Source organism: Myxococcus sp. AM011 (assembly GCF_013372595.1).
In the GTDB taxonomy this organism is placed as follows: domain Bacteria; phylum Myxococcota; class Myxococcia; order Myxococcales; family Myxococcaceae; genus Myxococcus; species Myxococcus eversor.
The window spans coordinates 1-2,958 of sequence record NZ_JABXEM010000493.1; the positions used below are offsets into that span (position 1 = coordinate 1).

Genomic DNA, 2,958 nt, shown 5'->3' on the forward strand with positions numbered 1-2,958 from the left:
GGTCGACGCGGGGGGCGGGCTCCGGAGGAAGCCCCGAGGCGCGCTCCTTGAGCATCTCCGCGAACTCATCGCCCATCAGCCGCAGCTCCACCAGCACGCGTGAGAGGCGGGCCTGGAAGTAGTTGTAGAAGACCATGGCCTGCACGGCGACGAGGATGCCGACCGCCGTGGCGACCAGGGCCTCGGAGATGCCCGTCATCACCGCGCCGGTGCCGCCGGTGCCGCCGGCCTCCACGTCCAGGCCCAGGTCCTTGAACGAGCGCATGATGCCGGCCACGGTGCCGAACAAGCCCACGAAGGGCGTAATCGAGCCGATGGTGGCGAGAATCCAGAGGTTGCGGCGCAGCTTGAGGGCCACCTGGGCGCGCTCGCGCTCCACGGCGGCCTCCACGCCCGCGCCGCCCGTGCCCCGGCTGCGCTCCCAGCGGTCGAACCCCGCGAGGAAGATGTCGGCGGCGACGGAGTCGGAGCGCTCGGCGGCGGTGCGGGCCGCCGGCACGTCGCCTCGGAGCAGGTGCTTGCTGACCGCCTCGCCCAGGAGGCGGGAGCGCTCGCTCACCCCCCAGAGGGCGATGATGCGCTCGACGGCCACGACGAGCGCGGCGACGGAGGCCAGAAGCAGCAGGGCCAGGGTGACTCCGCCGAGGCGGAGGTAATGCAGGATGTCGTTCAGGCTCATTGGTGGGTGACCCGGCAGGGCGCCATGGCCCAGACTAGGAGATATGAACCGCGCAGCCGCCGCAATCTTCCTGGCAGTGCTCTGTTCGGCCTGCCCCAAGCGCATCGAGTTCGGGCCGGAGGGGCAACTCACCGACGCCGAGGTCGTCTACCAGCGTGTCCGGCAGAACCAGGACAACGTCGTCTCCCTGGAGGGGGACGCGAAGCTGCGTGTCGAATCCCCCCAGCAGAGCGGCACCATCGGGATGTTCCTTTCCGTCACCCGCCCGGCCCTGCTGCACCTGGAGACGTTCGATTTCTTCAACAGGCCCCTCGCCTCCCTCGTCGGGGACGGGACGCGCTTCGGCCTGTACCAGACGGAGACGCACACGTACTACCAGGGCCCGGCGAGCCCGCAGAACGTGTCGCGCTTCCTGCCCGTCGTCCTGCCGGGCGAGGAACTGGTGGCCATCATGCTGGGCCAGGTGCCCCTCATCCCTCCGGAGCGCATGACGCTGGAGCTGGACACGAAGGAGGGCGTCTACGTGCTCACCCTCCACCGGGGCACCGCCAGCCAGGTGCTCCAGGTTCACCCCAAGTATCTGCGCGTGGTGAAGAGCCATGTGCGCGGCGTCCCCGGGTATGACCTGGCCTTCGACGACTTCCTGGAGCGAGGCGGCCTCATCTTCCCGGGCAAGGTGGAGCTCATCGCGAAGCAGGCGGGGACGAAGCTCCAGCTTCGCTACCAGCAGATCAAGCTCAACGGCCGGCCGGACCTCACGCTCTACGAGTTGACTCCTCCGGAGGGGGCCAAGGTGGTGGAGGTGGATGACGCGGGGCGGGAGCTGCCGGCCGGGGGGCCCGAGTCGCCAGCGCCCCCGGTGCCGGGTTCCTGACCGGGCAGGCACGGAAGAAGAAGCGCGGCGGCTGGAGTCGGGTAGAGTGGCGCCCACGACATGGCACAGATCAAGCTCGGAGAACTGCTGATCAAAGCGAATGTGCTCCAGGAGAGCCAGCTCAAGGCCGCGCTCGCCGAACAGGCGAAGTGGGGCGGCAAGCTGGGTGAAATCCTGGTCCGGATGAGCCTCGTCTCCGAGGACATCCTGGTGCGAGCCTTGTCCAAGCAGCTCGGCATGCCGGCGGTGAACCTGGACGCGGTCCAGGTGGTTCCTCCGCATGTGAAGGCCAAGATTCCTCCGCAGACCGCGCGTGACTTCTCCGTGCTGCCGCTGCAGCTGCGGGACGAGGGCAAGACGCTGGTCGTGGCGATGTCGGATCCGCTCAACATGCGGATGCTCGACGAGCTTCGCGCCGTGACGAAGTGCCGCATCATCCCCAACGTGGCGGGGCGCACCTCCATCGCCCGGGCCTTCGCCCGGATGTACGAGGAGAATGTGGAGTTGGAGGACGCGGACACCAACTTCAAGGTGGTGGACGCCCAGGGCCGCACGGTGGTGAAGAACCTCAAGGACCTGGATCCGGCCGCCGCGGCGGTCGTCTCCGCGCCCAGGCCCCCGCCCCCGGTGGCGCGTCCGCCGCCGCCGGTTCAAGAGGCCCCGCGCAGCACCGCGGGCACCGGCAGCCCCGCTGACCTCTTGCGCAGCGTGGAAGAGGTGCAGCGCAAGGAAGTCGCCGCGCTCAAGGCCATGGTGGAACTGCTCATCGAAAAGGGTGTGTTCTCCCGCGACGAGTACCTCGCGAAGGTCAAGCGGTAGCCCGCCCTCATGCGCAAGAAGATTGGTGAGCTGCTCGTCGAGGCGGGAGTGGTGACGGAGGAGCAGGTGCGGGTGGCGCTCGGGCGTCGAGGCGCGCCGGGGAACCTGCGGCTGGGCGAGACGCTGGTGGCCCAGGGCCTGTGCGCGCCGCTGCACGTGGCCAGGGCGCTGGCGGTGCAGCACGGGCTGCCCTTCATGGAGCTGCCCGAGGAGATTCCCCACGCGGTGGTCTCGCTGGTGTCCCTGGACTTCCAGGCGGAGCACCGCGTCCTCCTCTTCCGCTCGGAAGTGGAGGGGCGCAGCGAGCGCATCCATGTCGCGGTGGAAGACCCAGGGGATTTGACGTTGGTGGACGAGCTGCGCTTCCAGCTCCGCAAGCAGGTGCGGGTCTTCGTCGTCGCGTCGGACGACCTGGACGCCGCGCTGGCCCGGGCGCGGGGAGAGCCGCTGGACATCGTCGAGGCCGAGCCGTTTTACGAGGAGGATGGCTCCGGCCCTCTTCCCGTGACAGCGGGGACGCCATTGGAGTGGGAGATGCCGGAGACGCCGAAGCCCCCCGCTCGGCGTCTCCGGCATCTCCCACTCC

Annotated in this window: 3 protein-coding genes and 1 pseudogene; 3 read left to right on the forward strand and 1 reads right to left on the reverse strand. The window is 69.3% G+C overall.

What is annotated here, in order from left to right; translation table 11 throughout:
- A partial coding sequence (locus HUW62_RS46600) for a MotA/TolQ/ExbB proton channel family protein (protein WP_176438116.1) occupies positions 1–679 on the reverse strand: 679 nt, incomplete at its 3' end.
- 43 nt (positions 680–722) lie between these two features.
- Between HUW62_RS46600 and HUW62_RS46605 the strand changes: the two genes are divergently transcribed.
- From HUW62_RS46605 to HUW62_RS46615, 3 genes and pseudogenes are all read left to right on the forward strand, one after another.
- Entirely contained in the window at positions 723–1,553 is an 831-nt protein-coding gene (locus tag HUW62_RS46605; RefSeq protein WP_163864805.1) for a DUF4292 domain-containing protein, read from the forward strand.
- Positions 1,554–1,613: 60 nt separating this feature from the next.
- Positions 1,614–2,372 carry a general secretion pathway protein GspE gene (locus tag HUW62_RS46610; protein ID WP_163864806.1) on the forward strand — a complete coding sequence of 253 codons (759 nt, stop codon included), beginning with the start codon at positions 1,614–1,616 and terminating at the stop codon, positions 2,370–2,372.
- A gap of 9 nt (positions 2,373–2,381) precedes the next feature.
- Positions 2,382–2,958: pseudogene (locus HUW62_RS46615) on the forward strand (hypothetical protein); the annotation flags it as partial.